Origin of the sequence: Streptomyces sp. NPDC013157 (assembly GCF_042899865.1) — a bacterium.
Taxonomy (GTDB): Bacteria; Actinomycetota; Actinomycetes; order Streptomycetales; family Streptomycetaceae; genus Streptomyces.
Genome location: NZ_JBIBAK010000006.1, coordinates 449404 through 476154 on the forward strand (window position 1 = coordinate 449404; position 26751 = coordinate 476154).

Annotated in this window: 20 protein-coding genes, 3 tRNA genes and 1 pseudogene; 8 read left to right on the forward strand and 16 right to left on the reverse strand. The window is 68.7% G+C overall.

The genetic code is table 11. The annotated features are described in order from the left end of the window. Nucleotides 1-25 precede the first annotated feature (25 nt). A complete protein-coding gene (locus ACFY6U_RS21355; RefSeq protein ID WP_390040346.1) occupies nucleotides 26-331 on the reverse strand; it encodes a YtxH domain-containing protein in 306 nt (101 codons plus the stop codon). 132 nt (nucleotides 332-463) lie between these two features. On the opposite strand from ACFY6U_RS21355, the gene ACFY6U_RS21360 reads away from it, so the two are divergent. From ACFY6U_RS21360 to ACFY6U_RS21375, 4 genes and pseudogenes are all read left to right on the forward strand, one after another. Then, nucleotides 464-536, forward strand: a tRNA-Asn gene (locus tag ACFY6U_RS21360). Nucleotides 537-541: 5 nt separating this feature from the next. After that, nucleotides 542-614: transfer RNA gene (locus ACFY6U_RS21365), tRNA-Asn, on the forward strand. 189 nt (nucleotides 615-803) lie between these two features. Then, nucleotides 804-877 (forward strand) — tRNA-Ile (locus ACFY6U_RS21370). Nucleotides 878-1734: 857 nt separating this feature from the next. Beyond that, a pseudogene (locus ACFY6U_RS21375) lies at nucleotides 1735-1794 on the forward strand (MarR family transcriptional regulator); the annotation flags it as partial. Between the two features lie 258 nt (nucleotides 1795-2052). Here the strand turns inward: ACFY6U_RS21375 and ACFY6U_RS21380 are convergent. After that, complete coding sequence (locus ACFY6U_RS21380) at nucleotides 2053-3012, reverse strand: NAD(P)-dependent alcohol dehydrogenase (RefSeq protein ID WP_390040347.1); 960 nt, start codon at nucleotides 3010-3012, stop codon at nucleotides 2053-2055. 130 nt (nucleotides 3013-3142) lie between these two features. Here ACFY6U_RS21380 and ACFY6U_RS21385 point away from each other — a divergent pair, with 130 nt between their 5' ends. Beyond that, entirely contained in the window at nucleotides 3143-4006 is an 864-nt protein-coding gene (locus ACFY6U_RS21385; protein WP_390040349.1) for a helix-turn-helix transcriptional regulator, read from the forward strand. A 529-nt stretch (nucleotides 4007-4535) separates the two neighbouring features. On the opposite strand, the gene ACFY6U_RS21390 is transcribed toward ACFY6U_RS21385, so the two are convergent. The 6 genes from ACFY6U_RS21390 to ACFY6U_RS21415 form a co-directional block, all read right to left on the reverse strand. Then, nucleotides 4536-5387: an ABC transporter permease gene (locus tag ACFY6U_RS21390; RefSeq protein ID WP_390040351.1), complete on the reverse strand. Its 852-nt coding sequence runs from the start codon at nucleotides 5385-5387 to the stop codon at nucleotides 4536-4538. Continuing rightward, nucleotides 5384-6163, reverse strand: coding sequence for an ABC transporter permease (locus ACFY6U_RS21395; protein WP_390040353.1), 780 nt, complete (start codon nucleotides 6161-6163; stop codon nucleotides 5384-5386). Before ACFY6U_RS21395 ends, ACFY6U_RS21390 begins: the two co-directional genes overlap by 4 nt. Next, nucleotides 6160-7032, reverse strand: a complete 873-nt coding sequence (locus ACFY6U_RS21400) for an ABC transporter ATP-binding protein (RefSeq protein ID WP_390040355.1) — start codon at nucleotides 7030-7032, stop codon at nucleotides 6160-6162. The genes ACFY6U_RS21395 and ACFY6U_RS21400 overlap by 4 nt, the downstream gene beginning before the upstream one ends. Before the next feature lie 80 nt (nucleotides 7033-7112). Then, nucleotides 7113-8219 (reverse strand): ABC transporter substrate-binding protein, encoded by a 1107-nt coding sequence (locus ACFY6U_RS21405; protein WP_390040357.1) that lies wholly within the window; start codon nucleotides 8217-8219, stop codon nucleotides 7113-7115. A 132-nt stretch (nucleotides 8220-8351) separates the two neighbouring features. Continuing rightward, nucleotides 8352-9353 (reverse strand): PDR/VanB family oxidoreductase, encoded by a 1002-nt coding sequence (locus ACFY6U_RS21410; protein ID WP_390040359.1) that lies wholly within the window; start codon nucleotides 9351-9353, stop codon nucleotides 8352-8354. Nucleotides 9354-9362: 9 nt separating this feature from the next. Beyond that, complete coding sequence (locus ACFY6U_RS21415) at nucleotides 9363-10403, reverse strand: Rieske 2Fe-2S domain-containing protein (protein ID WP_390040361.1); 1041 nt, start codon at nucleotides 10401-10403, stop codon at nucleotides 9363-9365. 983 nt (nucleotides 10404-11386) lie between these two features. Here ACFY6U_RS21415 and ACFY6U_RS21420 point away from each other — a divergent pair. Continuing rightward, nucleotides 11387-11986: a TetR/AcrR family transcriptional regulator gene (locus ACFY6U_RS21420; protein ID WP_059205527.1), complete on the forward strand. Its 600-nt coding sequence runs from the start codon at nucleotides 11387-11389 to the stop codon at nucleotides 11984-11986. A 33-nt stretch (nucleotides 11987-12019) separates the two neighbouring features. Here the strand turns inward: ACFY6U_RS21420 and ACFY6U_RS21425 are convergent, their stop codons facing one another. From ACFY6U_RS21425 to ACFY6U_RS21460, 8 genes are all read right to left on the reverse strand, one after another. Further along, entirely contained in the window at nucleotides 12020-12859 is an 840-nt protein-coding gene (locus tag ACFY6U_RS21425; RefSeq protein ID WP_390040364.1) for a TauD/TfdA family dioxygenase, read from the reverse strand. Nucleotides 12860-13555: 696 nt separating this feature from the next. Further along, on the reverse strand, nucleotides 13556-13969 hold the full coding sequence (locus ACFY6U_RS21430; protein ID WP_390040366.1) for a PIN domain nuclease: 414 nt from the start codon (nucleotides 13967-13969) through the stop codon (nucleotides 13556-13558). Then, nucleotides 13966-14229, reverse strand: a complete 264-nt coding sequence (locus ACFY6U_RS21435) for a type II toxin-antitoxin system VapB family antitoxin (RefSeq protein WP_390040368.1) — start codon at nucleotides 14227-14229, stop codon at nucleotides 13966-13968. The genes ACFY6U_RS21430 and ACFY6U_RS21435 overlap by 4 nt, the downstream gene beginning before the upstream one ends. 1285 nt (nucleotides 14230-15514) lie before the next feature. Then, a complete protein-coding gene (locus tag ACFY6U_RS21440; RefSeq protein WP_390040370.1) occupies nucleotides 15515-16993 on the reverse strand; it encodes a glycoside hydrolase family 32 protein in 1479 nt (492 codons plus the stop codon). A gap of 47 nt (nucleotides 16994-17040) precedes the next feature. After that, complete coding sequence (locus ACFY6U_RS21445) at nucleotides 17041-17907, reverse strand: carbohydrate ABC transporter permease (protein WP_390040372.1); 867 nt, start codon at nucleotides 17905-17907, stop codon at nucleotides 17041-17043. Continuing rightward, entirely contained in the window at nucleotides 17904-18899 is a 996-nt protein-coding gene (locus ACFY6U_RS21450; protein ID WP_390040374.1) for a carbohydrate ABC transporter permease, read from the reverse strand. The genes ACFY6U_RS21445 and ACFY6U_RS21450 overlap by 4 nt, the downstream gene beginning before the upstream one ends. A 7-nt stretch (nucleotides 18900-18906) precedes the next feature. Further along, nucleotides 18907-20319 (reverse strand): ABC transporter substrate-binding protein, encoded by a 1413-nt coding sequence (locus tag ACFY6U_RS21455; protein ID WP_390040376.1) that lies wholly within the window; start codon nucleotides 20317-20319, stop codon nucleotides 18907-18909. Between the two features lie 95 nt (nucleotides 20320-20414). After that, complete coding sequence (locus ACFY6U_RS21460; protein WP_390040378.1) at nucleotides 20415-21473, reverse strand: LacI family DNA-binding transcriptional regulator; 1059 nt, start codon at nucleotides 21471-21473, stop codon at nucleotides 20415-20417. A 440-nt stretch (nucleotides 21474-21913) separates the two neighbouring features. Here ACFY6U_RS21460 and ACFY6U_RS21465 point away from each other — a divergent pair, with 440 nt between their 5' ends. Both ACFY6U_RS21465 and ACFY6U_RS21470 read left to right on the forward strand, forming a co-directional pair. Next, nucleotides 21914-22927 carry a LacI family DNA-binding transcriptional regulator gene (locus ACFY6U_RS21465; RefSeq protein ID WP_390040380.1) on the forward strand — a complete coding sequence of 338 codons (1014 nt, stop codon included), beginning with the start codon at nucleotides 21914-21916 and terminating at the stop codon, nucleotides 22925-22927. A gap of 363 nt (nucleotides 22928-23290) precedes the next feature. After that, nucleotides 23291-26218 (forward strand): discoidin domain-containing protein, encoded by a 2928-nt coding sequence (locus tag ACFY6U_RS21470; RefSeq protein WP_390040382.1) that lies wholly within the window; start codon nucleotides 23291-23293, stop codon nucleotides 26216-26218. Nucleotides 26219-26751: the final 533 nt, after the last annotated feature.

Genomic DNA, 26751 nt, shown 5'->3' on the forward strand with positions numbered 1-26751 from the left:
GGCTGCCCGGCGCCGGAAAGCGCTGTCAGGTGTTGCTGGTACCCCAGTCGTCGCCGGCTGCTCCGTCGGTGTTGCGTTCGCGCAGGGACCGGACCCGGGCAGCGACCGAGTCGGGCATGCGGTCGCCGACCTTCTCGCTCACCGAGTGGATGGCCTTGCCGGCGTAGACGCGGCCCTGCTGGGCGGCGGTCTCGGCGGTGTTGCGGACGGCCGGGTTCTGGGCGACCTGACGGGCCGACTTCTTCAGCTGTTCGTAGCGCTCGCGTCCGGCGCGCGTGCCGAGCACGTAACCCAGAGCGAGCCCGACGACGAACGTGAGCTTGTAACGCATGGCGGCCACCCTTCCGACGTGTGGGAGTACCGATTGGCGGAGCACCCCCCTGCTTGCGCTAATGTATGTGTCGCAGCGAGCGGGCGCCCCCTGGCGAATACCCAGGTAGGTACGTTCGATGCAACGAGGCATTCCTCCGTAGCTCAATTGGCAGAGCAGCCGGCTGTTAACCGGCAGGTTACTGGTTCGAGTCCAGTCGGGGGAGCTCGGTCCTCCGTAGCTCAATTGGCAGAGCAGCCGGCTGTTAACCGGCAGGTTACTGGTTCGAGTCCAGTCGGGGGAGCATGCTGAACGAGGACCCCTGCGGGGGTCCTTTTTCATGTGCGTCGGGCGTCCGCGGGAACCGCCGGGCCTGCGCCGATGTCCTCAAGGTCGTGAACGTCGCAGTTCGCCGACCAGCCGAAGCAGGAGATCGTATGAGCGGCTATGCTGCGGCAGACGGCGCGCACACTTGTGCGCGACACGCCGCTATGGGGCGGTAGCTCAGCCGGTTAGAGCAGCGGACTCATAATCCGTCGGCCGTGGGTTCGAGTCCCACCCGCCCCACCTGTGCAGGGCTGTGACCTGCGGAAACGTTCATTTTTGGGTGTCGGAGCGTCAGCTTCGCCTGGGCGGACTGGATCCGCTGCTCGTGGGTTTGGGGTTCGGCGGCGCTCGGGGAAGTTCGAACCCTCCGACCTGCGGCGGAGTAGGCGCTTGAGGTTGTCGCCTGTCTTCCCGGCGACTGCCCTGAGGGCCGATGCCAAGATCCAGGGGCCATACAGGGGCCGGGACGGCGCGGAGGTGTCCAGGCCGAGGGTGTCTACGGGGCGATTCGTTGTCCCATTTGCCTGGTTGCGCGGCATGGGCCGCCATCCACAGCGCGGCCAGTCCGGTACCGATCCAGCAGCGGAGACAGCGCAGATACCGCCACGGCGGGTGCGTGGACGCGGGTAGGGCGATGTCGGCTGCTCATTGCGCTGTGGAGACACTGTCGCCTTCGTGTCGCTCGATCCGTGATGTCTTCCAGGGGTGTCGGCGGCCTGCGTGCCGATAGCGCACCTGGTGTTCAGTGGCAGCAGATGGCTGCCGGGAGAGCGTCTGGCGATGGCTGAGGGCCGAGGAAACGGCCCGAAGAGGAAACGGCCCCGCCGGACAGCACCGCCGCGCCACCCGAGGAGACGCGCGATCAGAAGCAGGTCCGTGCCCGCTGGAACGAGATCCGCACGCTCTACGAGAACGGCATGGGGATCTCCGCAATCAGCGACCGCACCGTCGCCCGTAGCCGAGGATCTCGGGCTGGTCGATGCCCTGGCCCGGTTGTCGTTCCTGGTGCAGGGCGCAAGGCGGAGATCGCGGGGCAGTACGACCTGTCGGTCATCCAGACGCGGCTGTTCGGAGTGGATCGGGACCGGGAGCCGACCATGAACCAGCTCGGCCGGCATCTCGGCCTCGACAAGTCCTCGATCACCGACCTCGTCGACCGCGCGCAGCGCCGCGGCCTGGTCACCCGCACCGTCAGCGCCGTCGACCGCCGCTCGTTCCAGATATCGATCACCGAAACCGGCCGACAGCTCGTGGCGCAGATCGCCGCGCAGTTCGCCGAGCAGATCGAGAGGTGTGCCGAGCCACTGCCCGAAGCAGACCGGAAGCGGCTGTCACGGATGGCGACCCGGATCGTGACCGCCGACGCCCAGGGCCGCGGCACAGACCTGCGCACCACGCCCACTGACCGGGGCCCGTCAGACGGAGCTACGCGGCACCGTCACCACGTGCTTGCCCGCGACGCCGCCGCGCTCGAACGCCTCGTGCGCCGCGGCGATGTCCGCGAGCGGGTACACGCTGTCGATCACCGGGCGCAGCGCGCCCGACGTGACGAGGTCGGCCACATCGCGCAGCACGGGGTTTTCGGGGTTGGCGCTGAAGGTGCGGATGCGGCGGGAGCCATGCACGCTCGACGCGGCGATCGCGGCCAGGGCCGAACCGGACAGTCCGACGGTGACCATCCGGCCGCCCTTGGCCAACCGGCTTCGGTAGCAGTGCAGTTCCGAGCCGACCGTGTCGACGATGACGTCGAACGGCCCGATCTGGTCCGAGGTGGTGGAGCCGTAGTCGCGGACCTCGTCGGCGCCGAGGTCGGTGAGGAGTTCGGCGTGGCGGTCGCGGGCCAGCGCGGTCACATGGCCGCCCATGGCGCGCGCCAACTGCACGGCGGCTGTGCCGACGCCGCCGGCCGCGCCCCGGACCAGGACCCGTTCGCCGCCTGTGAGGTGCACGCTGTCGCGCAGCGCGATCAGCGCCGTAGAACCCGCGACCACCAGGGCTGCCGCCTCGGCCGACGAGAGGTCCGCCGGGGCATGCGCGATCCGCTCCGCGGAGACCACGACGTACTCGGCCGCCCCGGCGACGGAGTGCCGCTGCCGGGGATGCACCATGCCCCACACCCGGTCCCCGACCCGGAAACCCGCGACACCGGCGCCGGTCGCGGCGACGGTGCCCGCGAAGTCCAGTCCCACACCGATCGGGAACCGGCGTCCCGACACCATCTTCACTTCGCCCGCGCGGACGATCACGTCGTGTCCGTTCACACTGGACGCCTCGACCGACACCAGTACCTCACCCGCGACGGGAGCGGGACGATCCACGTCATTGATCCGCAGTACGTCCGCCGTACCGAAACTCATGATCTGAACGGCCTTCATGTCGCTGTCCTTCCGTGACCGGCTGTGGTGTGTCCGATGCTGGACCTCGCACGCGCCATCACGGTCGTTCTCCTTTTCCTGGGTCTGGCAGACCCACCCTCGCGGGCCGCGCCGACGGCATACTGGCGCTGTGACCGACGCCCCCCTCGCCATGAGCGACGATCCCCGACGCGAACTGGCCGAGTTCCTGCGCACCCGCCGAACTCGGCTGCGACCACAGGACGTCGGCTTGGAGCCCGGCCCGCGGCGGCGCGTCGCCGGGCTGCGGCGGGAGGAACTGGCCCTGCTGGCCGGGGTGAGTTCGGACTACTACCAGCGCATGGAGCAGGGACGCGACGTCCGGCCCTCCGAACAGGTTCTGGACGCCCTCGCGCGCGCCCTCAACTTCTCCGCCGAGGAGACCCGCCACCTGCACAGCCTCGCCGCCGCCGCACGCATCCCGGCCCGCCTGCCGCGTTCGTACGAGCCGGAGGAGGTACCGGACACCACGCTACGACTGCTGCGCGGCATGGCCTCGCCCGCTCTGGTCGTCGGCCGTTTCCTGGACGTGCTGGCCTGGAATCCTCTCGGCGGTGCCCTGCTGGGGGAGTTCACCCGGCAGCCGCAGAGGGAGCGGAACCTGCTGGCGCTGTTCCTGCAGCCCGAGGCCGACCGGGCGTGCCCGAACCGGGCGGCCACCGTCGCGGAGCTGATCGGGATGCTGCGGACACAGGTTGCCGCCGATCCCAGCCACCCTCGCGCGGTCGAGCTGGTGGGTGAACTCGCGGTCCACAGCGACGAGTTCGCGGCCCTGTGGGCCCTCCACGACGTGGAGGAACCGACCCGCGGCCAAATGCGCCTCAACCACCCCCAGGTCGGTGAACTGAACCTGGACTGGGACGCCTACCCGATACCGGGCAACCCCGGCCCCGCACTCATGGTCTGCACCGCCGCCGAAGACAGCCCCGACGCCGAGCGACTCCAACTGCTCGCCGGCCTGCCGGGCGCTCGCTGACCCACCACAGAATCGAAACCTGCGGGCCAGTTCGAGCTTGGAGCGGCGGGCAACCACGTTGACGGCGACCTGCAAGGTTTCTGGCATGACGGAGCCGTGGGCGACATCGCGGCATTCGGCGGGAAGTCCGAGGACGCGGAACATGGTTGAGGGCAACGTGCGCGTTGGGATCAGGACCGCCCGGGGCGCCGAGGTCCCATGCGGCCAGCCGGGTCTGCGCGAGGGAGACGGCGACTGCCTCGGCGTGGGTGGAGGAGAGACCTGAGGACAGTACGAGGTTGACGCCGGCCGACACGAGTCGTCCGGTCCCCGTCTCGACGACCAGGGCGGCGAACGGGCCGCCGGTGTCCTCCTGGTGGTTGCGTTCAGCGAGACGGTTGATGAGACGGACGCGGTCCTCGTCCGGTGGGCAGGGTCTCGGGCACGTCGGCCAACGCGGTCAGCACCCATGCGGGGAGCTGGGCGCCGAACGCCGTGGCGAGGGCGGAGGCATCCGTTGAGCAGGTCTCCAGTCGTAGGCGGGACGGGATCAGGCGCCCGGACGGATGTTGGGCGCGAAGCGGGCCAGGGCGACGGTCTCGATGGCCGCGATGATGTTGTACGCCAGCGCGGACACCGCGGTGAGGACCGCGACCGAGGCCCAGAGATGGTCGTAGTCGAAGGTGGAGGAGTCCTTGAGCATGGCGTAGCCGAGGCCTTGTCCGGTGGAGAGCCATTCGGCGAGCAGCGCGCCGATCAGGGCTCCGGGGACGCCGACGCGAGCGCTGGCGAAGAACGCGGGGACCGCGCTGGGCAGCATGACCTTGCGGGCGACGGTCCAGTCTCCGGCGCCGTACGCGCGGCACAGATCGGCCGCCTGACGGGAGGCGGAGCGCAGGCCGAAGGTCATGGTGACCAGGGCGGGGAAGAAGACGACCAGGCCGCTGATGACGGTGGTGGCCGTCAGGCCCCGTCCGAAGACGAGCGTGATGAGCGGGGTCATCGCCACCAGGGGCACCGACCGCAGGACGACCGCCATCGGCAGCAGCGCCTGCTCGACGCTCCGGGACAGTACGAAGACGACCGCCACCCCGACCGCCGCCGCCAGCCCGGCCACGAAGCCGGACCCGGCGTCGAGCAGCGTGCGGCCCAGACCGGAGGAGACCAGGGAGCGGTGGGCGCCCGCGTCCGGGCCGGTGAACAAGTAGTGCAAGATGTCGACCGGTGACTTGGCCACCAGCGGGTCCAGGTCGTAGACCTGAAGGAAGACGATCCACAGGACGACGACGGCCGCCATCGTCACGATCACGTTCAGCAGCGGGCGCAGCACGCCCGCCGCCAGGCGCAACGCGGGGGCCGTCTGCCTCCTGGTCCCGGTCTCCGTCTCCGTCGCGGTGCTCATGCGCCTCCGCCTTCCACTGTCGTCGTGCGCGACCACGGCAGGGCGTAGCGGGCGACCAGCCCGACCGCGCCGTACGCGATTCCTGCCACCGCGCCGGAGACCAGGGCGATGCCCCAGGTGCGGGGCACGTCGAGCTGCTGCTGGGCGATGGTCATGGCGATACCGAGGCCGCTGTCGACGCGGCCGAGGTACTCGCCGATGATCGCGCCGAGCAGCGCCGCCGGACCTGCGATCTTGAGTGCGGCCAGGATGCTGGGCAGCGCGGCGATCAGGCGGACCCGCAGCATCTGCTGCCAGCGGCCGCCGCCGTAGGCGCGTACCAGGTCGAGCGCGGCCGGGTCGGCCGAGCGCAGCCCGAGCAGTGCGCCGATGAGGGTGGTGAAGAAGACCGACAGCCCGGCCATCGCCGACATCGGTTTGTCCCCGTCGAGGACGAGGGACAGGATCGGGCCGATCGCCACGATGGGCAGGCAGTACGAGGCCACCGCGATCTGCGTGATCACCCGCTCCAGCACGGGCACCAGCAGCACCAGTACGGCCAGAGCCAGCGCCAGCCCGTTGCCGACCAGATAGCCGGTCAGGGCCTCGCCGACGGTCTGCTCGACATGCGGGCTGTAGAAGGTCCAGCCGTCGTCGAACACGCTCGCCACGACCGCCCAGGGGGTGGGCACGCCGTCCCCGGTGCCGACGACCGTGGTGGACAGCAGCGACCACGCCCCGATCAGAGCCGCGATGCCGACGGCGCCGCCGGCCCAGGCGGAACGCCGCGCACTCATGACGCCTCCACCGCGGGATCGGGAGCGTCGCCGGCGCTGTCGGCGGGCGGGTCGGCGCGGCCGAAGAGGAGTTCCGACAACTGGTCGGCATACGCGTGGAATTCGGGGGAGCGCATCATCTCCGGTGTGCGGGGACGGGGCAGGTCGATGGTGACCTTCTCCACGATCCGGCCCGGACGGGGCGACATGACCGCGACGGTGTCGCTCAGCAGCACGGCCTCGTTGATGGAGTGCGTGACGAGCAGGGTGGTCACCGCGCGGGCCTGCCAGATGCGCTGGAGTTCGAGGTTGAGCCGCTGGCGGGTCATGTCGTCCAGCGCGCCGAACGGTTCGTCCAGCAACAGCACCTTGGGGTCGACGACCAGCGAGCGGGCGATGGCGACGCGTTGCCGCATGCCGCCGGAGAGCTGGGCGGGGCGTGCCTTCTCGAAGCCTTCGAGGCCGACCAGCTGGATGAGGTCGGAGATCGCCGCCGGGTCGGCCTTGATGCCGCTGATCTCCAGCGGGAGCCGGATGTTGGCGGCGACCGAGCGCCACGGCAGCAGCGCGGCGTCCTGGAAGGCTATGCCCAGGTGGTGCCGTTTGCGGGCCGCCTCCGGGTCCTCGCCGTGCACGAGGGCCGTACCGGAGGTGGGGCTGTCGAGCCCGGCGAGGATCCGCAGAACGGTCGACTTGCCGCAGCCCGACGGCCCCAGCAGCGCGAGGAACTGACCCTCAGTCGTGTCCAGGTCGACGCCGGCCAGTGCGGGTACGCGCTGTCGGCCGAGCTTGAACTCCTTGCTCAGCCCGCGCAGGGACAGACCGGTGCCGGTATCGGCCGGCCCTCCGGAGTCGTCGGATGCTTCGGGAACGGCTGCTGCGGTACTCATCGGATGACCTCTGTGTGCGGTGCGGGTAGGGGAAGCCGGTACCGGCGGGCCGACGGGGCCGCACCGGTACCGCCGGGGCCTTAGATGAGGCTGGGGTCTTCCTTGTAGACCTCTTCGAGGATCGAGAGGTCGAAGAGCTTGTCGGCGGTGATGTCGAGGCCGCCGTACTTCAGCGTCTTGATGTTCTCGTCGATCAGCGCCTGCGTGACCGTGAACAGGCCGTTCTTCTTGGTGTCGGCGCTCACCATCAGCGCGCTCTCGTCCTTGGACTCGAGGGTCTGCTCCTTGGTCGTCAGCCCGAGCCCCTTGCCGTACGTCTCGGCCGCGAGCTTCGCACCGAGCGCCGGGTCGGCGATGTTCGCCTTCCAGCCCTTGATCTCCGCGCGCAGGAACGCCTTGAGCAGGTCACGCTGCTTGTCGATGGTGTCCTGGCGGACGCAGTACGTCTCCGAGACCAGCGGATAGCCGGTGTCGGCGAGCAGCATCGTGGCGACCTTGAATCCCTTGAGGCGCAGCGTGTTCGGCTCGTTCGTCACGAAGGAGAACCAGCCGTCCACGGTGCCCTGGGTCAGGGGCAGCGGGTCGAACTGCACCGGCACCTTCGTGATCTTCGACTCGTCGAGCCCTGTCGCCTTGATGTACGCCGCCCACACGGACTCGTTGCCCGCCTGGACTCCGATCTTCTTGCCGTACATGTCCTCCGGCTTGGCGATCGGGGCCTTGGCCATCGACATGATGCAGAACGGGTTCTTCTGGTACTGCGCACCGATGATCTTCAGTGGCGCGCCCTTGGCGACGGCCGCGCCTGTGATGTCGGGGGCGCTGATCGCCACGAGCGCCTTCTTGGTGACGACGTCCGTCTCCATCGGCGTCGCGGACGGGCCGCCGCCGATCAGCGTGGCCTTCGAGAAGCCCTCGTCCGTGTAGTAGCCCTTGCTGTCCGCGATGTAGCTGCCCGCGAACTCGACGTTCTTGATCCACGACAGCCGGAGCGTCAGCTCACCGAAACTCTTGGAACCGGAGGACGTGGGGGAGGAGGTGGAGGACGACGAGTCGGAACCGCCGCACGCGGCCAGCAGCGGACCGCCGAGCAGTACGGCACCGCCCAGCTGCAGTCCCCGTCTGAGGAAGAGACGGCGGTCGGTGGCGGCGAACGCTCTGTCGTCACTGTTCGTACTTGTGGTCATGGCGCGCTTTCCTTTCACTGGCCGGGTCGGCACCGGCTCCTGGCGGATATGAGGAACGTGGATGGGGCAAGGCCCGGACAGTGCCGGGCCGGTCTCCGGTCGGGCGGCCGACCTGGGATCAGAGACCCCAGGTCAGAGGCCGAGGAGGAGTTCGGGGCTACGGGCGCGGGAGCAGCAGATGGTGATCCGGTCGCCCGCCGCGCGCTCGTCCGGGGTCTGGACCTCGTCGCGGTGGTCGGGCTCGCCGGACAGGACGGGGGTGAGGCAGGCGCCGCAGATTCCCTGCTCGCAGGAGAGCTCGACCTCGACGCCGTGGGCGGTGAGGACCTCGGCGATGGTGCGGTCGGCGGGGACGCGATAGCCGGTGCCGGTGCTCGCGATCCGTACGGTGAATTCGGCGGCGACTCCGGCTTTGGCTCCGTCTCCGTCTCTGTCTCTGTCTCCGGCTTCGGCGGATGGCGGAGCCGTCGGGGCGAAGCGTTCGGTGTGAAGCTGCCCGGGGTGCCAGCCCGCAGCGGTCGCCTCGGCCACGACGTGAGTCATGAAACCGTCGGGCCCGCAGACGTAGACGGCCGTGTCCGCTTCCGGGACCTGCAGTTCGGCGGGCAGCCCCGCGCGGACGGTGTCCCCCTGGTCGCTGTGGTGGACCACTGCCCGCTCGCCGAGAGCGGGGCTCTGGAGCCGCTCCAGCAGGGGGGCCTCCGCCGCGCTGGAGGTGTAGTGGTGCAGGACGAACGACGCTCCCCGCGCGGCCAGGGCTTCGGCCATCGACAGCAGGGGTGTGATGCCGATACCGCCCGCGACGAGCACGTGATGCCCGGCCGCCACGAGCGGGAAGTGGTTGCGCGGGGGCGAGATCCGTAGCCGTCGGCCCACGGTGAGGTCTCGGTGCAGGGTGCGGGAGCCGCCCCGGCCGGCGTCGTCACGCCGTACGCAGATCAGGTAACGGCCTTTTTCCCGGGGGGAGTTGCACAGGGAGTACTGACGGACGAGGGAGGGCCCGAGATGGACGTCGATGTGGGCGCCGGCCTCGAAGGACGGCAGGGCCCCGCCGTCCGCCGCCCGGAGTTCATAACTGCGGCTGGTGCTGGAGGCGAGGGAGATCGTGTGGACGATGACGTCGAGTGTCTGCACGGTGGGCCCCTACGCGGTGAAGAAGTGGCTCAGGCCCAGGTCGCGGAGGCCGCGGCGGTAGGCGATGGAGCTGCGGTCGGCGGGGATGTGCACTTCGAGTTTCGGGTCGAGGGGGAGGTTCTCGGGTTTCTGGACCTCGACGACGGCGCGGTCCTCCTCGAAGACCGTGCGGTTGAAGTCGTATACGGCCTGGACGGGCTGGTCGGTGTCGAAGTTGCGGGCGATGGGCGCGAACATACGGGTCTGGCGGGCGGAGACGGGGGAAGCGGCGTTCATGATGTTGAGCAGGCCGCCGTCGGGGAAGTGCACGACGAGAGTGGCCGTGAACGGCAGGTGCACGTCGAAGTGGCGCAGCCACCGGTAGCCGGGCGGGGCCTGCTTGGTGCCGTGCGGGTAGTTGCTGACGGTGCTCCAGTAGTCGACGGAGTGGCCGTACTGGTGGCGTACCGGTGTGTAGTCGGGGACCTCCACGTTGTCGGGGTCGCCGAAGGAGTCGAGGTGGACGAAGCCGAAGTGGGCGACGTCGAGGAAGCCCTCGACCTGGCGGCCGGCGAACGCGGCGATGTCGATCCAGGGGCAGTTGATCTGCTGGAAGCCCGCCTCGTCCCAGTGGGCCATGGCCGGGATCACCGGGGCCGTGTCGGGCTCGGGGCGCAGGCATGTCCACACCAGCCCGTACCGCTCGACGACGGGGTAGGTCCGCAGGTTCAGCCGGGACGGGATCTTCGACTCCGGATGGGCCGGCACCTGCACGCACCGGCCGCCCTCGCCGAACCGCAGCCCGTGGTAGGCGCAGGTGATGCCGGTCCCGTCGCCACCGCCGAGGCTCAGCGGAACGCCGCGGTGCGGGCAGATGTCGTGGGCCACGACCACGCTGCCGCCCACCCGATAGGCCACGAGGGTCTCGTCGAGCAGGCGCACGGCGGCCGGGGCGTCGCCGATCTCGCTCGACAGGGCGACCGGGTACCAGTGCTGGGCGAGGATCGCCCAGTCGTCGGCATCAAACGTGCAGTCGCGGGGCAGGGCAGGCCGGGGTGGAGCAGTGGTCATGCGGAAATCCTTCTGCGTAGCGCGGCTGGGAACGGCCACATGGACATCTGTGAGGCGCGCACGCCAGTACGACGGCATGGGACAAGTGCGCGGCGTAAGAGTGCGGCGAGAGGCCGATCCCGGGGCAGAGGCACCGAGGAACCGCAGACAGTGCAGGGCACCGGCCGCGGTCATCGGTACGAGGTCAGTTGTGAGAGCCCTCGGACTCCGGATGTGAACCGTGCGCCACGCGTCCGCGCGTCCAGGCCGACTGGTGGGCACGGCACCGGAGGTCCGTGCTGCACGCGCTGAAAAAGCTCATCGCGCATCCCTCCGTGCTCAGTGCCGACTGTCTGTCGCCCGACGACCAAGCCGAGACTGACGCACGGAGATTGCCCTGCCATTCCGTGTTTGTTACTTACGGATTCCATGCCCGGGTTTGGCTCGGGGCGCCGAAGCGAGCGCCCGCGGAACCGCGGCACCCAATGGAGTCTTCGTGTCACGGGAATGGGCTCGATGACCCAGCACAGCAACACTCGCGTCGTAGTCGGCCAGGACGGGTGTCCTCGGCGAGGTACTCGATTCCGCCCGGGCCATGGCATGTGTGATTTCCGGTGCAGGCGGCATCAGGTCCAGGACGGCCGTCGTGGGGATGCTGTACGTTTCGTGGTCGCTGGAGGTGGGGCCGGTCGCGCAGTACGGGTCGGTGACGACCGTGACATGGGGGAGTGCGCTGCGGTCCTCGGACGTTCAGTTGTGTTCGGAGCCGGCGGAGGTGGCGTCAGCGGCACCCACGTTCCGGCGTTCGGGGCAGAACCGGGAGACGGGCCGGTAGGGGGAGACAGGCCATCCAAGCCGGGCAGCCAGGTGATCAGTCGTGGGTGCATGTGCTCAATCCCTGGCTGCGGGCCGAGGCGCTGCTGAAGGCCGCCGTGTCCATGAGTGTCCCGTCGGGCCCCGAGCCGCTCGGTGACACCCATTGAGCTGCGGGTAATGTGCTGGCCATGCCCGATACCCCGGCCCTGTCCGAACGTGGTCGCCTACTGAGGCTGACCGCGGACTACGTCCTGGAGCACGGCGTCGCGGACTTGACCCTGCGCAAGCTCGGCAGCGCGATCGGCACCAACAATCGCATGCTGCTGTACTACTTCGGCTCCAAGGAGGAGCTGATCACGGCCGCGCTGGCCGAGGCGAGCGGGCGCTTCCCGATTCTCAGCGAGGCGTTCGTCATCATGGACGACCAGCTGCGCCCGCTGCGTGAGCGGATCACCGCGGCCTGGGACGCAGTGGCGGCAGCCGAGAACCTGCCGTTCCACCGGACGTTCTTCGAGGTACTGGGCCTGGCCGCGCATCGACGCGGCCGGTTCGACAGCTTCCTGGGGTCGGTAGGCAGCGAGTGGCGCGAACAACTTGCGGCATCACTGGGCGGCGGCGGCGTGCCGAAGGCCGCCGCGGACGATCTGGCCCGGGAACTGGTCGCGTTGTGGCGCGGCCTGCAACTGGACCTGATCACCTCGGGCGACCGGGCCGGGACCGATCGGGTGATCGCGTCCGCCGCCGAGTCGATCGCACGACGGGCGACGGCCGCCGCTCCCAGATCCTGATACCCCGTCACATATCCCTGGAACGACCGGGTTTCAAGATGCCATCGGGATCCGGGGGACGACAATGTCCAACGGGCCGTCCGGAACCGCGACCGCGTCCTGGCTCCAGCCCCAGATCGAACAGACCTTGCGCAGCGGGTCGCTGTAGCCGTCCCTGCCGTGCAGCACCCGGTAGTTGTCAATGCAGATCATCTCGCCCGGGCCCACTCGGAACATCGGCCCGCCGTCACGGGCTGCGACGACCGCGTCCTGCCAGGCGCGCACATACGTCCAGTGCTCCGGCTCCAACGGGCCCTCGACCGGAGCGAGATAGGGATGGTGACGGCCCTGGAAGCGGCCCGACGGGGTCTGCCGGACGATCGGCGAGAAGTTGCCCTGCGGGTAGTTGGGCTCGGAGTGGTCGATGTCGACAGTGCGGCAGAAATCGGCAAGCGCGGCACTGCCGGGATCGGCGGCCAGCAGGTCCAGCAGCCGGGAGGTGTCGATCAGGAAGGAGTCGCCGCCGCTGGCCGCGGGCCGCTCGCACCACAGGAACAGATGGTCGGGGGCGTAGTCACCGAAAGCGAAGCCGTCGTTGTGGGCGACCATCCGCTCCTCGGTCGAGTCGGCGGCGTCGCGTTTGCGGCCGCGTCTGTCGGCGGGCTGCGCCTTCATCTTCATCGCCTCTACCCGGGCGCTCTCCTTCGTCGCCTCGAACTGGGTACCGCAACGCACAGCCCGGTCCCCCATGATCGCGCGGCCCATCGCGACCGCCTTCTCCTCGTCCGCCAGCCCGGTCATGATGGCCGCGCCCTCGGCGGCGAGCACCTCTGCCGCCTCCTGGGGGCCGGTTACTCTGCGCGGGATGAAACTTGCGGTGCTGACGTCCGACACGGCGCCTCCTGAAGCCCGCGAAACCAAGCCTGATTGAACCAACCGGTTCAATGAGAGTAGAAGCCCCATGTTTCACCGAAGTCACGCACCGGCGTGCTTTGAGTTGCCCACCTTGGTTGGACTGCGCGGACGCGACTGCTTCTGTGGTGAGCGCCCAGCTGATCGACCCTCCGGGGCCGTTGAGGGGCCACAAGGACAGCAACACATCGACAAGCACCACACAGGACTGGCGCGGATCACCGTGTCTGAGCTGGGAAAGCGTCAAAAATGAGCGTTGATCGGCAACGGCCGTCAAGATCCTCAAAGGACTCATAATCCGTCGGCCGTGGGTTCGAGTCCCACCCGCCCCACCATGTACGCCTGTGACCTGCGGAAACGTCTCATCTGGGGTGCGGATTCAGGGCCTTGGGTTACGGGGCTGAATCCGCTGCTCGTGAGTTCGACTCCGCTGCCATCAGCCTTAGTTGAGGTCGCTGAGCTGCGTAGACGTATCAGCCCACGGCCGGAGGATGGCGTCGTGGGTGGGCTGTGTGAGCGTCTGGACGTCGAATTCTGGACACTGGCTGGACGCGAGGATCCGGAAGTGGTGTCGCCCGGTGACCCCTGGGTGTCGGGAGACGGCCCAGGCCGCAGCGGACTGACCGCCAGGCGGCCGCATCGGCCAGAAGCTCGGTGCCTGTCGGCACCGCGCGAGCTTTACTGCCTGAGGTCGATCGTGCGGACCGGCTGCCCTGTCGTCCGGGCGATGGTTTCGAAGTCGCGGTCGTAGTGGAGCAGAGTGAGTCCCGCTTCTTCCGCGGCTGCGGCCACCAGGAGGTCCACGGGGCCCGCGCTGCGGTGTTCTCCCTTGGCGGTCAACTGTTCCTGGATGACGCGGGAGCGGCGGTAGACGCCGTCGGGCATGGGGCACCAGGCGTAGTGGGCGTCGAGTGCCGTCTTCAAGCGGGCGCGGTCCGTGGCCGAACGGGCCGAGTAGAGGACTTCCAGTTCGGTGAGGTCGCAGATCGCGACGAGACCGGCGGCGATCCTGTCCTCCCATTCGGCCGTGTTCTGGCGGAGCAGGACGCGGGCGAGTGCGGAGGTGTCGATGAGGTAGTCGGCGACTGTCACTCGTGCGCGCCGGTGTCGCGGTCATCGTCCGCCGCGCCCGCGCTCGTGGAGCGGTATGCGCTCTTGTCCAGCAGGAGGTCGATGTCCAGAGCGCCCTCGGCCACCAGTTCGCGGGCCTCGTCGAGTGCTCGCAAACGCCGGTAGCGGGCCGTGACTTCCCGTAGCGCGGTGTTGATGGTGTCGCGTTTGGTGGAGGTGCCGAGCTCTCTGGCAGCTGCTTCCAGTGCCTCGTCGTCGAGATCGATGACCGTCCGGCTCATGGTGGCCTCCTCCGCTTGGGTGTATCAGGCCAAGTGTATCAAGATACAAGATCTTTTGTATATTCCGAGGTGCGGGGCCGCAACCGTTCGTGTGGGTCAGGGACTGGCCGATCGGTGGGGAGTCGACACCGGACAGGCCCTGGCGGATTGAGGGGATGCTCCAGATGGAGGCCGTTATTTCTTGAGCCAGGCCGCGTGGTCGGGTTCCAGCAATCGTCTTCGACGGGACCGCTGGCAGGAAGGACCGTGGTGCGGTCGCACACGGGGACAGCTCCCAGGAAGTCGATACCCCGGACATGGCGAGCACGTCGGCCCGAGGACTGCCTCTGCCATTGCCCGGCAGGAGGCCGACTGCCGACACGGAGACGCCGGCCGAGGGGACACGGTCTGCGAGGGGTCGGGCACTGAATTCTGGACGCTGGCCGGACGCGGGGAATAGGAAGTGCTGCTGGTGGCCTTCGGCTCTGCCCCGATGTGGGAGCGGCAGGTGGGCCCGACGGGTTGGCTGGTACCCGGGAGGCGCTCTACGTGCGCGGCTCCGTTCAAGCGGCCCGCAGGCAAGGGCCGCGCCGGTTCGCCTGCGGGCCGCTCGTCCCGTCGGCTGTCAGGAGGCGGGCGGGACGTCTGTTCGCCGGGAGATCTGTCAGACAGAGCCCCCGGGCTGCTTGCCGGCGTCGCGTCGATCTCTCCTCGACTCGGCGGCTGAGCCCCGTGCCGGGTGCAGGCCAGTGCTCCGGCGACAGTGCAGCGTCGAAGCTGCGCTCCCTGGGTGACGACGATCAGGCCCGGGCCCAGGTCGAGCAGGGTGCGTGCGGCGGTGTGCGGGTGCAGGCCGGGGTAGAGCCAGGCGAGGTCCTCGTCGCCGGCCTTGACCACGTCCGCGACTTCGGCCGGGCGTGACGCCTGCCTGCGGTAGGCGCCACGGTCGGGGAGGACGGCTGGACGGACGTTGAGGCCGACGGAGACGGTGCCGCCCCGGTCGCGCAGGTCGCGGCACGCCGCGACGACGCGGGACGCGCCGGGTTCCACTACGGCCGCGAGCGAGCCGGTGTGGAACAGCGTGGTGTTCGGGGCGACGGGGATCTGAGCCGGATCCCACGCGGGCAGGAAGTCGTATCGGCGGCGCCGGCTGCCCCGGTCGAGGTAGGCGAGGGCGATGGTGGCGCGGTCGGAATCGCTGGGGAGGCGGCTACGCTGGCGGGGCTGCCGCCCGGGCGCGGGGAGAGGCGTGTGCTGCCCGTGTGCCACACCACGTCGACCAGCGCCTCCCCGACGATGACCGCCGTCATGCGGTCCGCCTTTCCAGCTGTTCGACGTCGCCGCTCTGGTCCTTGACCACGAGGGGCAGCAGCTCCCACGCGTCGACGGCGTACCCGAGGCCCGCTCCGGGCGCGCTGCGGGCCTGCAGGCGCCACGGTGCTTGCCCGGTCGGGTAGAAGCGCAGGGTGAGCACCTGGCCGGTGGCCGTGAGGAAGATCTCTGCGATGGAGTGGTCCACGACCACGCGCAGGTCGACCGGCCGGCCGGCAGGGCAGGGCATCCGGTAGGAACCGCCGCGAGCGCGGGCGTCCAGGGAAGCCCGGTCGCGGTCGACGATCAGGTGACCTGTGGCGGGGGCGAGGCTGATGTCGAGGTACTCGGAGCTGTCGGCGGAGGTGACCAGGCGGAGGCGTGCCTCGCCCGAGGGGTCCAGGCGGGCCGTGAGGTCGAAGCTGCGGCCGACTTCGCCCAGTTCCACCGGATCCGCGCCGGTGACCCGTCCCTGCGCGTGGACGGTGTGGTCGCCACGCAGGGCCAGCAGTTCGGCGGCGGGCCGCTGGTGCAGGGAGCCGTCCTGCGGGAGGGAGATCTCGCGGGGAAGGGTGAGCGTTCCGGCCCAGCCGTCCTGGGCGGCCCAGTCTGCCTCGCGAGCTTCCCAGGACCAACCCCACAGCAGCCATCTGCCCCCCGGCGCGCGCAACAGCGCGGGCGCGTAGCAGTCCGGACCATGGTCGAGAAGGACCGGTGCGCCGGCCTCGAAGACATCGCCGGTCTGGCGGCCGGTCAATGCCACCGAACATCTGGGACCGTCGTGGGCGTCCCACGCGCTGAAGATGAGGGCACCGCGCCGCCCGGAGGGCGCCGGGAGGTACTGGGGGCACTCCCAGCCCTCCCCTGTGTACCGGTCACCGGAGCCGACCGGCTGCGGTGTGCCGGCACAGAAGGGCCCTCGGTAGGTCCAGTTCTCCAGGTCGGGCGAGTCGTAGAGCAGGGCTGCGCCGCGGCCGTCGGCGAGTGCGGCGCCGACCAGCATCCGCCAGCGGTCGCCGTCCCGCCAGACGTACGGGTCGCGGTACATGGTGCAGCCGTCGGGGGGCTCGGGGACGATCAGGGCGCCGCGGGGGCGGAAGGTGCGGCCGCCGTCGCGGGAGGTGGCGGTGGTGACCGGCTGGTACCAGCGGTCTTCGCGAAGGGCGGAGTAGAAGGCGATCAGCCGGTCGCCGTCGGAGACGGCGTTGCCGGAGAAGCAGCCGTCGGCGTCCTCGCCGCCCGGCGTGGGGGCGAGGGCGAGGGGCAGGGGTTCCCAGCTGAGCAGGTCGGGGCTGCGGAAGTGGCCCCAGTGCATGTTCTCGTGGCGGGCTCCGTACGGGTTGTACTGGTAGCAGACGTGGTAGTGGCCGTCGTGGAAGGCCAGCCCGTTCGGGTCGTTGATCCAGTTGCGGGGCGGCCGCAGATGCGCGACGGGCCGGTGCGGGTCAAGGGGGTCAAAGGGCGCGGTGGACACACGCGTGCCTTTCGAGGAGTCGGAGAGCGTGCGGGGAGTGGCGGCGGTCAGCGGAAGGAGCCGGCCACGATCCCCTCGACGAAGTACCGCTGGGCGGCGACGAAGATCAGCACGCTGGGGATCAGGGCGATGACCACTCCGGCGAGCACGATGGAGATGCTGCCGGTGCCCAGGGTTCCCTGCAGGCTCACCAGGCCCAGGGGCAGGGTGAACTTGTCGGTGGACTGAAGGAAGATCAGCGGGCGGAAGAACTCGTTCCAGTAGGCGGAGAACGTCAGCACCGCCAGCGTCGCCATCGGCGCCCGCGCCATGGGGGCGTAGATGCGGGCGAAGACCTGGAAGTGCGAGGCCCCGTCCACCCGTGCCGCCTCGCCGAGTTCCCGCGGCATCTGCAGGAAGTACTGGCGCATCAGGAAGGTGCCGAAGGCACCGCCGACGGCGGGCAGGACCAGGGCCATGCTGGTGTCGGTCAGGCCCAGGTACTTGATGATCAGGAAGACCGGGATGATGGTCGTCTGGAGCGGCACCATCATGGTGGCCAGGATGACGGCGAACAGCGCCTTGTTGCCGCGGAAGCGCACCATGGCGAAGGCATAGCCGCTCATGGTCGAGGTGATCAGCTGGCCGATCACGATCAGCCCGGTGACCAGGGTGCTGTTGAGGAAGAAGGTTCCCAGCGGGACCTGCTGGAAGACGGCCTGGTAGTTCGACCAGATCGGGTGGGTGGGAATCCACTGCGGGGGCTGGTCGAAGGAGGTGGCCGGGGTGCGCAGCGAGGTGGAGAGCGCCCACACGAGCGGCGCCACGATCAGTACGGCCGCCACGGTCAGGACGGTGACCGACAGCACTGAGGTGATGTGCGGGCGCCGGCGCCTGGGCGTTGCGGCGGCGGGCCGGTCGAGGACGGTGGTCATGAGTAGAACACCCACTTCCGGCTCACCGTGAACTGCACGGCCGTGATGACCAGCAGGGCGACGAAGAGCAGTACGGAGACGGCCGAGGCATAGCCGAACTGGAGGTTCTGGAAGGCCGTCTGGTAGACGAGCAGGACGGTGGTGTAGGTCGAGTCGCCCGGACCGCCCTTGGTCATCACGTAGGGCTGGTCGAACAGCTGCATCGTGTTGATGAGGCCGACGGTGCAGGCGAACAGCACCGTGGGGCTGATCAGGGGGAGCTTGATCCGCCAGAACACGCGGGCGGACGACGCGCCGTCGATCTGCGCGGCCTCCAGGACGTCCGGCGGTACGGAGCCGAGTGCGGCGACGAAGAGGATGAACGTGAAGCCGAGTTGCTGCCACACGGCGACGATCACGATGGTGGCCGTGGCTCCCGCGGTCGAGCTCAGCCAGGGGACCGTGGGCAGGTGCAGGGCGCTCAGGTAGTAGTTGATCACTCCGAAGTGATCGTCGAAGATGTACGACATCACGATCGAGATCGAGGCCGCCGAGGCCAGCATCGGCAGGAAGAACGCCGCACGGAACAGGTTCTGCACGATCTTCGAGGCGCGCTGGGCCACCAGCAGTGCCAGCCCCAGACCGAGGGCGACCTGGAGGAAGACGATCATGACGGCGAGGCTGGAGGTCACCAGCAGCGAGTGGGTGACCGCCTTGTCGTGCAGCAGGGTGTCGAAGTTCTGCAGGCCGACGAACTGGGGGCTGGTGATGGCGTCCCACTTGAACAGCGCGAGTACGAACGACCCGACGATGGGCGCCACGGTGAAGACGAACACCACCACCAGCGACAGCGCCACCATCCCGTATCCGAAGAGGGCTTCGCGGCGGACTTGGCGGGCCTGGGCGCGGCGCCGCAGCGCCGCCGTCGGATCCGCCAGGTGCTGCGGGGGGCGGCCGGGCCGCGCGCCCGCCGGGGCGGACGCGCGGCTACGGCTTTGGACTGGCTGCGACATCAGCGCGTCATCCCGTCTTCGCCGCGGTCTCGAGGTCGCTCTGCAGGCCGTCGAGGGCCGCCTTGGCGTTGCCGCTGGACATGGCCTGGGTGGTGCGCTTGTTCAGCGCGATGGCCATGGCGTTGTAGTACGGCGGGGCCGGGATCGGAGCGGTGTTGTCGAGGTCGAGCGTGTCGTAGAAGACGTTCCAGTGCTTCGGGCCGGTGGTCGCGTACCGGGCGGCTGTCGACATCGACTTGCGCGGGAAGGTGGTGACATTGCCCGGGAACAGCAGGTCCAGGCTCTGGGGGGACACCAGGGTCTTCAGGAGTTCCCAGGCCAGGTCCTTGTTCTTGGACGACTTCATGATGCCGTAGCCGCCGGTGCCGAACAGGTGGCGCTGGGTCTTCCACTTGGGGAAGTACTGCACGTCGAACGAGCCCGTCTGCATGCCGGCGTTGTGCAGGCCGCCCGCCCAGAAGCCGCCGCCGACGGACATGCCGATCTTGTTGCCGGCGAACAGGCCCTGCAGCGTGGTGCCGCCGCCGACGTCAGGGCTGGGAGAGAGGCCCTCCTTGTGCAGCTGGACCATGTAGTCGAGGGCCTCGACGACCGGGGCGGAGTTGGCGGTGGGGTCGCCCCATCGCCAGCCGCCCTTGCGGCCGGCCGCGAGCGGATTGCCCGGGTAGAAGGTGTTCCACACCCAGTCGCCGCCGTCCCACTTGCTCTCGGTGAGCAGGTTGCCGCCGTTGGCGTACATCCAGGACGTCCAGCTGCCCCACAGCCGGACGACCCAGTCGTAGCCGACCGTGTTGCCGCCCTTGCCGGAGATCTTCTTGGCTATGTCGTAGAAGTCGTCCTTGGTCCAGTTGTCGGCGGGACGGTCCACGCCGACGCTGCTGAACAGGGAGGTGCTGTAGAACATGTTCCCGGCGTTGAAGTCGGTCGGCAGTTCGTACAGATGCCCCTGGTACATCATCGCCTCGACGAGCGCCGGGTGGACGTCGGCGAAGTACGGCTTGAGCGCGGCCGCGTCGCGCTTGACGTAGTCGTCCAGCGGCTGGGCCAGTCCCTTGGCCGCGAACAGCTGCAGGCCCTCGGTGGCCACCGCCGCGATGTCCGGCGCGTTGCCGGCCGCGATCTGGGTGAGCAACTTGCTGAAGAAGTCGTTCCAGTCCGTGCCCGTGGTGCCGGTGAACTTCACCTTCACGCCGGGGTGCGCGGCCTCGAACGTCTTGGCGGCCTCGGCCATCTTGTCCGCCTGCGTCTGGGCGGCGAAGACGGCGACGTTCAGCACCTTCGAGCCGGAGGACCCGGATGAGGAGGAGCCGGAGGAGCAGGCGGAGGCCAGTCCGCCCACGCCCACCAGTGCGGCGGAGGCGGCGCCCGCTCTCAGCAGGCCGCGACGGCTCAACGGCTCCTTGAAAAGGCCAGAGGACATGCGTGTACCCTCACTGTGTGTACCAAGCGCTGACAGGGATGACGACCGGTCGTAACGGTCGCCTGTCGTAGTGCGAATGCTTCGCCGCCCCGGGGTCAGAGTCGGGGCGGCGAAGCGACCGATGCCCGCGCCACCAGCGGGCAAGACAGCATTTCCTGGGTGACCGCGCCCGGTGGCGGAGCGGGCGTTTCGGTGAGCGCGAGCAACTGGGTGACCGCCCGTGCCCCCATCTCGTAGTGCGGGAGCTGGACCGTGCTCAGCGCGGGGTGGAGCGCCTCGCAGATCAGCTCCTGGTTGTCGAACCCGATGACCGACAGGTCGCCGGGGACGGACAGTTCCAGTTCCGCGGCGGCCCGGTAGGCGCCCGCGGCAATCCGGTCGTTGAAGCAGAACAGCGCCGTCGGCCGCTGCTGCGCCGCAAGCAGGCGCCGCGCGGCCCGGTAGCCGGCGGCCGCGTGACCGGCGGTGGTCTCGGTGGGCACCGTCGCCTCGGCGACGACCAGGGAGGGATCGTAGGAGATCCCGGCGTCGGCAAGCGCGTTGCGGTAGCCCTCGATGCGCAGGCGCAGAGCGGGGATGTCCTCGGTCGGCACGACCATACCGATCCGGCGGTGCCCGTGGTCGATCAGCTCGCGCACCGCCGTGTAGCCGCCCTGCACCTCGTCGGGCACCACATAGGGGATCGCGGGATCAGCACTCCGTGCGTCCAGCAGCACCGTGGGCGTGGCGCGCAGACTCTCCGGCAGGCTCACGACCCGGTGGAACATGGCCGCGTACAGCACGCCGTCGACCTGCCGCTGGAGCAGCATCTCGATGCTGCGACGTTCGAGCTCGGCATCGCCGCCGGTATTGACCAGAAGCAGCAGCATGCCGTGAGCCGCCGCGGCCTCCTGGGCTCCGAGGACCATCCCGCCCGCGTGGGGGGTGGTGGCGATCTCGTCGCTGATGAAGCCGATGGTCTGCGACCGCTGCAGCCGCAGACCCCGGGCCAGGCCGTTGGGCGCGTACCCGAGCTCCTCGGCGATCCGCAGGACGCGCTGCCGGGTCTCGGCGCTGGCGCGCTTGCCCTCGACGCCGTTGAGGATGTGGGACACGGTCGTGACGGACACACCTGCCGCCGCTGCCACGTCCTTGATCCCGATCCGGCGCCCCATCGTCCCTGCCTAAGTCCGGTGCTCAAACTGGTGGATTCCGGTTGGCCAATCGTTTTGCCATCCGTGTGGAGACGAGAGTGCCTTCGGCCAACGCTCCTGTCAATGGCTCGTTACGGACTCGTGGCCCCGGTATGTCCGCGTGCGACAGCCCGGTCCAACCTCCGGGGGGAATCGGGGATTCCGCCCATCGGGGTGGGCGGTGGAACCCCCAAAGCCTCGCTGAGCAGGGAACTTTGCCGTTGCGGCAGCACCTTCACTGCCGAGGACGACGCCAGGACGGAGCCCCTTGAAGGTGGGGCCGCGCGTGGCCGGCGGCGCGGCGGACATGCACGTGCGGGACACCCGTATCCGGCCGGACCAGGTCCGTCGCCATGTGGGGTTAGCCTTACGGCGTGTCAGCCCACGCACCTGGCCAACCACCGGCGAATCGAGCCCGACGGGTGGACGTCGCACGTCTGGCCGGCGTCTCACCCGCGACAGTTTCCTTCGTACTCAACCAGACATCCGGGCAGACCATCAGCGACGAGACCCGGCAACGGGTCCTGCAAGCGGTCGACGAGCTCGGCTACCGCCCCAACCGCGCCGCTCAGGGGCTGCGACAGGGGCGCAGCGCGACCGTCGGCTTCGTCAGCCACGACGTCGACTTCGGCGAGTTCGCCGCCGCCGCGATCAAAGGCGCGCACGAAGCCTGCACCCGCCAGGGCAACCTGCTGCTCCTGGTCAACACCGGCGGTTCGAACCGCCGGGCGCAGCAACTGATCACCGACCTCCTCGACCGGCAGGTCGACGCCTTGATCTTCGCCGCGGTCGGCACCAGGCAGGTGATCCTCCCGGACGCCGCGACCCGGGTTCCGACCATCCTGCTGAACTGCTTCGCCCCGCACGACCCCGTCCCGGCGATCGTGCCCGACGAGGAACGAGGCGGACGGGAGGCCACCCAGGCACTGCTCGACCTCGGGCACCGCGACATCGCCTACCTCACCGGCAACCCCGGACAGTGGGCCACCAAAGCCCGGCTGCGCGGCTTTCGCGAGGCGCTGCGCGGCGCGGGACTCGACCCACGCGAGCACACGGTGCTCTCCGGCAACTACCACGCCGACTCCGGCTACGACCTGGTGCGTACGCTGCTGCGGCGCGGCCCTCTGCCGACCGCGGTCATGTGCGGAAACGACCGGATGGCCGTCGGCGCGCTACTGGGTCTGCTGGAGGCGGGCATCCGGGTCCCCGAGGACGTGTCGGTGATGGGGTACGACGATCAGTTCCAGCTCGCGGCGGAGGTCCGCCCGGCCCTGAGCACCGTACGCCTGCCCTATGACGCGATGGGACGGCAGGCCGCGGAGCAGCTGGCCCATGGTCGGCCCGCCGCTCCGACGGGCCGCACCTTGGTGCACTGCCCGCTCGTCATGCGTGACTCGACGGCGGCCCCGACGGCCCGCGGGCGCGCGGGATCCTGAGCCGGGCCCCCTCGGACACCCGCGAATTCAGCGAAAACTTCCCGGAATCACCCCTTGACGCCCGATCATGCCGCGCCTACGGTTTGCTCGCTAACCCGAATTAGTGGATATGAGGTCTCGGCGGGTTGGATACGCCAGAGAGCGGAGCGACGGCGACAGCCGCCGCTGGGTCAGCCGCCAGGAGCGCGTGTCGAGACCGGTACGTCGTTGTGTCGCGCCGATCAAGCAGGCCGACACCGCATCAAGATGCGCGATCGCTGTCAGTCCCGTGGGTGAACCGTCATCCGTCAGCGGCTGTCCGAGGCGAGTGCAACCGCGTCGACACAACAACCCCCGCACACAAGCTCCTTCGGAGGAATGAGCATGCGAAGAATCAAACGCATGCTGCTACGGCTCACTGCACTGACTGTGGGCCTCGCAGCCGGATCCGCCTTCCCACCGGCACAGGCAGCAACGCCGGCGGACGGCAGTTCCGTGCAGGTCTGGCTCACGGACGTCGGATCCAACCAGTGGGTCGCCAAGCAGAAGGCCGTGTCGTTCCAGACGCAGCCGGCGACCAACCCGCTCACCATCAAGGTCGACGACAGCGTCAGGTACCAGAAGATCACCGGCTTCGGGGCGGCGCTCACCGATTCCTCGGCATACCTCATCAACAAACTGCCGACGAGCGGCCGCAACACCCTGATGCAGAAGCTCTTCAGCCCCTCCGCGGGCATCGGTCTCAGTATGGTCCGCTCGCCCATGGGCGCCACGGACTTCACGGCGACCGGGAACTACTCCTACGACGACATGCCGGCGGGGCAGACGGATCCGACGCTGGCGCACTTCTCCATCAAGCACGATGCCGCCTACATCATCCCGGAACTGAAGCAGGCACTCGCCCTCAACCCCGGGATCAAGGTCACGTCGACACCCTGGAGCCCCCCGGGCTGGATGAAGACCTCCGGTTCCATGATCGGAGGAACTCTCCTCGACACGGACTACTCGGCGCTCGCCGGCTACTTCGTCAAGTACATACAGGCCTACGGCAAGGCCGGGGTGCCGATCTCCTACGTCACACCGCAGAACGAGCCGCTGAACGCTCCGACCTGGCCCGGGACGTACCTGACTCCCAGCCAGGAGACCAAACTGGTCAAGGAGATGGGCCAGGCGTTCGCAGCCAAGGACCTCTCCACGAAGATCCTCGCGTGGGACCACAACTGGGATGTCCCCTCGTACCCCGAGTCGATCTACAACGACCCGACGACCGCCAAGTACGCCGTGGGATCCGGGTTCCACATCTACAGCGGCAGCCCGATCTACCAGACGCTGACCCACGACGACTATCCGAACAAGCAGATATACCTCACGGAAGCCACCGGCGGCGTGTGGCAGGCCGACCAGCAGGTGGCCTTCCACGACGCCCTCGACACCTGGATGATCGACACCACGCGCAACTACGCCAACGGCTCGATGCTGTGGAACATCGCACTCGACCCCAGCATGGGTCCGCTCAACAGCGACACGAACGGCATCGGTGAATGCCGCGGGCTGGTGACCATCGACCCGGCGAGCGGCGAAGTCACGTACAACCCGGACTACTACGCACTCGCCCAGGTCACCAAGTTCGTCAAGCCCGGAGCCCACCGGATCTACTCGAACACCTTCGGGGCCGGCAGCGTCAACGACGTCGCCTTCCAGAACCCTGACGGATCGAAGGTCCTCGTCGCGTACAACGATTCGAACGCCGCGAAGACCATCAGCGTCGCGGACGGAACGCAGTCCTTCAACTACATGCTGAACGCCGGCAATGCCGCCACATTCACCTACTCCGGCCCCACGCAGAGCGGCACCACGCCCGCGGCCGGCAACGTCGAGGACCCCACGCACGACTTCACCTTCAAGTCGGCGTCCGGTCGGCAGACCATCACCTACGACCCGCAACTGCTGCCCATACAGAACTCCGTCACCACCGACTCCAAGCTGACCACGTACTCCCTCCCGGTGGGAGCATCCATCAAGACTCCGGGAACGGCGCTCAGCCGCAACGGATGGAAGGCCACGTCCTCGTCGAGCCAGTCGGGCGATCCGGCAGCGGATGCCGTCGACGGCGACCTCAGCACACGATGGCGCACCGCCATCAAGATGAAGAGCGGCGACTGGTTCCAGGTCGACCTCGGCAGCCCGACCAGCTTCGACCAGATCACGCTCGACAACACAGCGAAGAACGCCTTCGACTCCGTCTTCCAGTATCAGGTGTACGTATCGAACGACGGCGAGCACTGGGGCAGCGCGGTCGCCAACGGCAACGGCGCCCTGGGCAGGACGACCATCACCATGCCGCCGCAGAAGGCGCAATACATTCGCATCGTCAGCACCGCACCGTCGTTCTTCTTCCACTGGTCCATCGGCGAGATCAACGTGAACGGAACCCCGGGCGAAAACGGTTCGATCCAAGCCCCGACCGCGGTACCGCACGGACTTCAGCTGCAGAACTGGACCGGCTCGGACGGCACGAACGTCTCCGTCGTCTACAACGCAACCAAGAGCAGCCAGAGCTTCCCGATCTCCCCTGACGGAAAGTACGCGTACACGCTGCCCGGCGGGACATCGGCGATGTTCACGACCAAGAGCCTGTCGAGCTATTCGACGCCCGCATTCGGGAGCGTGACGCCGACCACCGGCATTCCGGGCTCCAAGTTCACGATCACCGGTTCTCACTTCGGCGAGACCCAGGGCCTGGGCACCGTGTACTTCGGAGGGATCCACGCCGACATCGCCAGCTGGTCCGACACCAGCATCAGCGCGTACGTTCCGGACGAACTCCCGTCGGACACCTACAAGGTGTCGGTGAACGGAGCCGGCGGGCAGCCCGCAGGCGACTCCACGTTCACCGTCAACGGCCTGGGCACTGCGCTCTCGAAGACCGGCTGGACCGCGAAGGCGTCGAAGCTCAGCCCGTACGCCACCGATGTGCTCGCGAACATGATCGACGATGACACCGACACCCGCTACAGCTCCGGAACCGGGCAGGAGTCCGGCCAGTGGGTGGAAGTGGACATGGGTAAAGCGCAGACCTTCGACACCATCGCCCTGGATTCGGGCAGCAGTACCGGTGACTACGCGCGAGGCGCGGACCTGTTCGTGTCATCGGATGGCACGAAATGGACCAAGGTTGCCGCCCTCAGCTCCGACGGCCAGCAAATCGAGGCCGTGACCTTCGCGACGCAGACGGCGCGCTACGTCAAGGTGGTCAACACCGGCAGCGCCGACAACTGGTGGTCGATCGCAGAGTTCAACGCATACGACTGAGCACCTTAAAACGCGCTCCCACGCCCGGGTCGGCTCGCTGGCCCGGGCGTGGGGTTGCATCAAGCCGTGCGGCCCAGGGCAAAGCCCGAGACAGAGCATCTGCGCGTTGGAAGGTGAATCCGCTGCGGGTGAGCTGGAGAGACGCCCCCGAGCTGGGCGATCGTCTCGATACCCCGCCGGACCTGTCCCTCCGGGACGCGTTCTGGACGCAGGTTGGACACAAGGATCGGAAAAGACTGACAAGGGCCGAGAAGGAGTACGGCGCCAAACAGGCGCCGACCTGGGAAAACGGCCAGGATGAGCATGGATCGACAAGGGTCGCCAAGATCCTCGAAGGACTCATAATCCGTCGGCCGTGGGTTCGAGTCCCACCCGCCCCACCTGCGCAGGGCTTTGACCTGCGGAAACGTTCATTTTGGGCTGTTGGATCGTCAACTTTGCCTGAACGGACTGAATCCGCTGCTCGCGGGTTTGGAGTCGGGCGTTGCTCGGGGGAGCTCCGCCCCCTGACCTGCGGGTGAGTAGATGATCGA